Below are 6,226 nucleotides of genomic sequence, written 5' to 3' on the forward strand. Positions count from 1 at the left end.
TGCCAAGAGCCTGAGAAAGGTGCATAAAAAAGGGTTCCAGTCATGTCCTGGAACCCTTTTTACAGCAACCACCGGATCGTTCAACCGATCCTTAAACGATCGGCATTAGCCTTAAGCGCCTTTTTGACTCGCGATGCGAGAGATTAAACGGTTTTGAACTCGGCTTCCGCCTGATCGAAACGCTCGGTAATGGTCGCGGAAGGTGAACGCCCCATCAGGCTCACCACCACGATGGCGATACAGCCGAACAGGAAGCCCGGGATGATTTCATACAGATCCAGCCAGGCGAAGTGTTTCCAGACGATTACCGTTACTGCGCCAACCAGCATGCCGGCCAGAGCGCCGTTACGCGTCATGCGTGACCACATGACCGAGATCAGCACCACCGGACCAAAGGCAGCGCCGAAGCCGGCCCAGGCGTAGCTCACCAGACCCAGCACGCGGTTTTCCGGGTTTGCCGCCAGCGCGATAGCCACCAACGCCACCACCAGCACCATGATGCGCCCTACCCATACCAGCTCACGCTGGCTGGCACCCTTACGCAGGAAGGCCTTGTACAGATCTTCGGTGATCGCACTTGAACACACCAACAGCTGGCAGCTCAGGGTACTCATTACCGCCGCCAAAATTGCCGACAGCAAAATGCCTGCAATCCATGGGTTGAACAGCAACATCGCCAGCTCGATAAACACGCGCTCGCCGTTTTGCGACACGTTGCCCGCCTGGTCCGGGTTATTGGCGAAGTAAGCAATGCCGAAGAAACCAACGGCAATGGTGCCCGCCAGACACAGGATCATCCAGGTCATGCTGATGCGACGCGCGCTGCGGATAGTGCGGTGAGAGTCGGCCGCCATAAAGCGCGCCAGAATGTGCGGCTGCCCGAAGTAACCCAGCCCCCAGCCCAGCAGCGAGAGAATGGCCACAAAGTTCAGGCCTTTCAGCATGTCGATATTGGCCGGATTTTGCGCTTCGATAACCAACATCGAAGTATCGATGCCGCCAACAGCAAAGATAACAATCACCGGCGTCAGGATCAGCGCGAAAATCATCAGGCTGGCCTGCACGGTGTCGGTCCAGCTCACCGCCAGGAATCCACCGATAAAGGTATACAGGATAGTGGCCGCAGCGCCGGCCCACAGCGCCGTTTCGTAGCTCATGCCAAAGGTGCTTTCGAACAGACGCGCACCGGCGACGATGCCGGAAGCACAATAGATAGTGAAGAACACCAGAATAACAATGGCGGAGATCACCCGCAGCAGCTTGCTGTTGTCTTCAAAACGGCTGGTGAAATAATCCGGTAACGTCAGGGCATTATTGTTGGCTTCGGTATGAACGCGTAGCCGCCCCGCCACCAGCTTCCAGTTAAGGTAAGCGCCGATGGTCAGGCCAATCGCAATCCAGCTTTCAGAGATGCCGGACAGGAAGATGGCGCCCGGCAGGCCCATCAGCAACCAGCCGCTCATATCCGATGCGCCGGCAGAGAGCGCGGTCACCACGCTGCCCAGGCTACGACCGCCCAGAATGTAGTCGTCAAAGTTATTGGTTGCCCGGTAGGCAAGTAAGCCGATTAACACCATCCCGAAGATATACACCAGGAAGGTGACCAGCATTGGTGTGCTCATTGTCATGAAATTCTCCACTCTCATTATTATTTCGCGCTGTATTGCGATAGTTACTGCTTGCCAATCCGCCGGAACGTGGCGAAAAGCGGACACTCCCGCGAGTGAAAATAGTTTCCTCCCGCAATTGTCTGACCGTCGGCTATCCTAGTTGACCTGTTGATTATCCAACAAGACATTTAACAACAAAGTTACACAAAGTTTACCCTGCGTCACATTTAACCGCCTGCAAGGTTACACCCCACATTCAAAAACAGAGTTGCACCTCATACTAATTCAGCGTTACCCCTGATATTGCTGGGGTTAACGCATGTGGACGGCCGATCCCCGACGCGCCATCCCACAGGCAGAGCAAGAACCATGCCGATTATTGATGTTAAAAAATCGATGGAACTCACACTTCGCTCATCCGCCTGATTTAACACGGTTGCACAAAGTTGCAACATGCAGGATATTGTCTGCATTCATCACAGCACACAACGCACGAACCTATCCCAGCAGCCTATCTGGCCCGCAGTTTGTATAGCCTGATGGGATAGGTTCTTAACACAGGAGTTGGATTGGCATGGGCACTACCACAATGGGCGTGAAGCTCGACGAAGCCACTCGCGATCGAATCAAAAGCGCCGCACAGCGTATCGATCGCACGCCGCACTGGCTGATCAAGCAGGCCATTTTTAATTATCTCGAACGTCTCGAGAACGGTTCCGATATCCCTGAAATTCCGGCGCTTGCCGCTGCCGGCCAGGCCGAAGCGGACGACATTATGCCGCAAGTGCAGGAAGAGTCCCACCAGCCATTCCTTGAATTTGCAGAACAAATTCTGCCGCAGTCGGTTAACCGCGCAGCCATCACCGCGGCCTATCGCCGCCCTGAGACCGAAGCGGTGCCGATGTTGCTCGAACAGGCGCGATTACCTGCCGATCTTGCCAAAGCCACCCATAAGATGGCTTACGACATCGCCGAGAAGTTGCGTAACCAAAAGAGTGCAAATGGCCGCGCCGGTATGGTGCAAGGCCTGCTGCAGGAGTTCTCCTTGTCTTCACAGGAAGGCGTGGCGCTGATGTGCCTGGCCGAAGCCCTGCTGCGTATTCCTGACAAGCCAACCCGCGATGCGCTGATCCGCGATAAAATCAGCAACGGCAACTGGCATTCTCACCTCGGCCGCAGCCCATCGCTGTTTGTTAACGCCGCCACCTGGGGCCTGTTGTTCACCGGCAAACTGGTATCCACTCATAATGAAGCCAACCTGTCACGCTCGCTGAACCGCATTATCGGCAAGAGCGGCGAACCGCTGATCCGTAAAGGCGTGGATATGGCAATGCGCCTGATGGGCGAACAGTTCGTGACCGGCGAAACCATCGCCGAAGCGCTGGCCAACGCCCGCAAGCTGGAAGACAAAGGGTTCCGTTATTCCTACGACATGCTGGGTGAAGCTGCCCTGACCGAAGCCGACGCGCAGGCCTATCTGGTGTCTTACCAGCAGGCAATCCATGCGATTGGCAAAGCCTCGAACGGCCGCGGCATCTATGAAGGCCCGGGCATTTCGATCAAGCTGTCCGCTTTGCACCCGCGTTATAGCCGCGCACAGTACGAACGCGTAATGGAAGAGCTCTACCCTCGCCTGCTGTCATTGACCCTGCAGGCGCGCCAATACGACATCGGCATCAATATCGATGCTGAAGAAGCCGATCGCCTGGAAATCTCGCTCGACCTGCTGGAAAAGCTGTGCTTCGAACCTCAGTTGGCCGGTTGGAACGGCATCGGCTTTGTGATCCAGGCCTATCAGAAACGTTGCCCGTTCGCCATCGACGCGGTGATCGACATGGCGCAACGCAGCCGCCGTCGCCTGATGATCCGTCTGGTAAAAGGCGCCTACTGGGACAGCGAAATCAAACGCGCCCAAATGGACGGGCTGGAAGGCTATCCGGTCTACACCCGCAAGGTCTACACCGACGTTTCTTATCTGGCCTGCGCCCGCAAACTGCTGGCGGTGCCGAACCTGATTTATCCGCAGTTCGCTACCCATAACGCCCATACCCTGAGCGCGATTTATCATCTGGCGGGCAACAACTACTATCCTGGCCAGTATGAGTTCCAGTGCCTGCACGGCATGGGCGAACCGCTGTACGAGCAAGTGGTAGGTAAAGTGGCCGACGGTAAGCTGAACCGTCCATGCCGCATCTATGCACCGGTCGGCACCCATGAAACGCTGTTGGCGTATCTGGTGCGTCGCCTGCTGGAAAACGGCGCTAACACCTCGTTCGTTAACCGTATCGCCGATGCCACCCTGCCGCTCGACGAACTGGTTGCCGACCCGGTTACCGCGGTCGAAGCCCTGGCCGCCAGCGAAGGTCAACTTGGCCTCCCGCACCCGCGCATTCCGCTGCCGCGTGAGCTCTATGGCACCAAGCGCATCAACTCCAGCGGTCTCGACCTGTCGAACGAACAGCGCCTGGCCTCCCTGTCCAGCGCACTGCTGACCAGCGCTACTCAACCCTGGCGCGCAGAGCCGATTATCGACGCCGAGCTGGATCAGGGCGTGGAGCAACCGGTAATTAACCCTGCCGAGCCGGGCGACGTGGTCGGTTACGTGCGTGAAGCTACCGAAGGTGAAGTCAGCCGGGCGCTCGACGCCGCCGCTGCCGCCGGTCCAATCTGGTTTGCTACCCCACCATCCGAGCGTGCCGCCATTCTGGAGCGTGCTGCCGAACTGATGGAAGGCCAACTGCAAAGCCTGTTGGGCATTCTGGTGCGCGAAGCGGGCAAAACCTTTAACAACGCCATCGCCGAAGTGCGCGAAGCGGTCGATTTCCTGCATTACTACGCCGGTCAGGTACGCGATGATTTCGCCAATGACAGCCACCGTCCGCTGGGCCCGGTGGTGTGTATCAGCCCGTGGAATTTCCCGCTGGCCATCTTCACCGGTCAGATTGCCGCTGCGCTGGCGGCAGGCAACAGCGTTCTGGCCAAACCGGCAGAGCAAACGCCGCTGATCGCCGCACAGGCGGTGCGCATTCTGCTGGAAGCCGGCATTCCGCAAGGCGTGCTGCAGCTACTGCCAGGCCAGGGCGAAAGCGTCGGCTCGGTTCTGGTCAATGACGCTCGGGTTCGTGGCGTGATGTTTACCGGCTCTACCGACGTTGCCGGCATTTTGCAGCGCAGCATCGCAGGCCGTCTGGATCCGCAAGGTCGCCCAACGCCGCTGATTGCCGAAACCGGCGGTCTGAACGCCATGATCGTCGACTCTTCCGCACTGACCGAACAGGTGGTGACTGACGTGGTCGCCTCCGCATTCGACAGCGCGGGCCAACGCTGCTCCGCCCTGCGTATCCTGTGCATTCAGGAAGACGTGGCGGAACACACGCTGCAAATGTTGCGCGGCGCGATGGCCGAATGCCGCATGGGTAACCCGGAACGCCTGTCGACCGATATCGGACCGGTGATCGACGCCGAGGCCAAGACCGGTATCGAACGTCATATTCAGGCGATGCGCGCCAAGGGCCGTAAAGTCTACCAGGCCGCGAAAGGCAATGTGCAGGATGAGAAAGAGTGGTCCCGTGGCACCTTTATCAAGCCAACCCTGATCGAACTGGACAGCTTCGACGAGCTGCAAAAAGAGATCTTCGGCCCGGTGCTGCACGTGGTCCGCTTCCAACGCACCAATCTGGAGTCGCTGGTCGATCAGATCAACGCCGCCGGCTATGGTCTGACGCTGGGCGTTCACACCCGTATTGATGAAACCATCGCCCGCGTGACCGAGCGCGCCAAGGTGGGCAACCTGTACGTTAACCGCAACATGGTCGGCGCCGTGGTCGGCGTGCAGCCATTTGGCGGCGAAGGCCTGTCCGGCACCGGTCCTAAAGCCGGTGGCCCGCTGTACCTGTATCGCCTGCTGGCCAACCGTCCGGATGATGCGGTGCAACGCACCCTGCACCGTCAGGACGAAGAACGCCCGCTGGAAGCCACCGCGCGGCCACAGTTGCTCAAGGCCCATCAGGCGCTGGAGCAATGGGCGATTGCCGAAAACCAGCGCGATCTGGTGACGCTGGCGCAACGCTACGCCGAACTGGGCCAGGGCGGTACGTTACGCCCTCTGCCTGGCCCTACCGGCGAGCGCAATACCTATGCCCTGTTGCCGCGTGAGCGCGTACTCTGTCTGGCCGATAACGAGGCCGATGCCTTGACGCAGTTGGCCGCGGTACTGGCCGTCGGCAGCAGCGTGCTGTGGCCGGAAGCCGAGCTGCAACGCACCCTGTATCGCCGCCTGCCGGCGGTGGTTCAGGCCAGCATCAGCTTCAGCAAAGACTGGCAGCAGGACAAGGTGGAGTTCGATGCCGCCATTTACCACGGCGACGCCGATCAGCTGCGCACCCTGTGCGAGCAAATCGCCCAGCGCAGCGGCGCGATCGTTTCAGTGCAGGGCTTTGCCCACGGCGAAACCAACATCCTGCTGGAGCGCCTGCTGATCGAACGCTCGCTGAGCGTCAATACCGCAGCCGCCGGCGGTAACGCCAGCCTGATGACCATAGGGTAATAATGTGAACTAATGAACCTCAGGGCGCAGCATAATAGCTGCGCCTTTTTTATTAACAATAGTTATCTAC

2 protein-coding genes are annotated in these 6,226 nt (G+C 58.6%); one reads left to right on the forward strand and one right to left on the reverse strand.

Features of this window, described 5'->3' with window-relative positions:
- Positions 1 to 143: 143 nt before the first annotated feature.
- Complete coding sequence (putP, locus tag H5P17_RS25945; protein WP_182825860.1) at positions 144 to 1,628, reverse strand: sodium/proline symporter PutP; 1,485 nt, start codon at positions 1,626 to 1,628, stop codon at positions 144 to 146.
- A 556-nt stretch (positions 1,629 to 2,184) separates the two neighbouring features.
- Between putP and putA the strand changes: the two genes are divergently transcribed.
- Positions 2,185 to 6,156, forward strand: a complete 3,972-nt coding sequence (gene putA / locus H5P17_RS25950) for a trifunctional transcriptional regulator/proline dehydrogenase/L-glutamate gamma-semialdehyde dehydrogenase (RefSeq protein WP_182825861.1) — start codon at positions 2,185 to 2,187, stop codon at positions 6,154 to 6,156.
- Positions 6,157 to 6,226: the final 70 nt, after the last annotated feature.

Source organism: Serratia sp. OS31 (assembly GCF_014164835.1).
Lineage (GTDB): Bacteria > Pseudomonadota > Gammaproteobacteria > Enterobacterales > Enterobacteriaceae > Serratia > Serratia liquefaciens_A.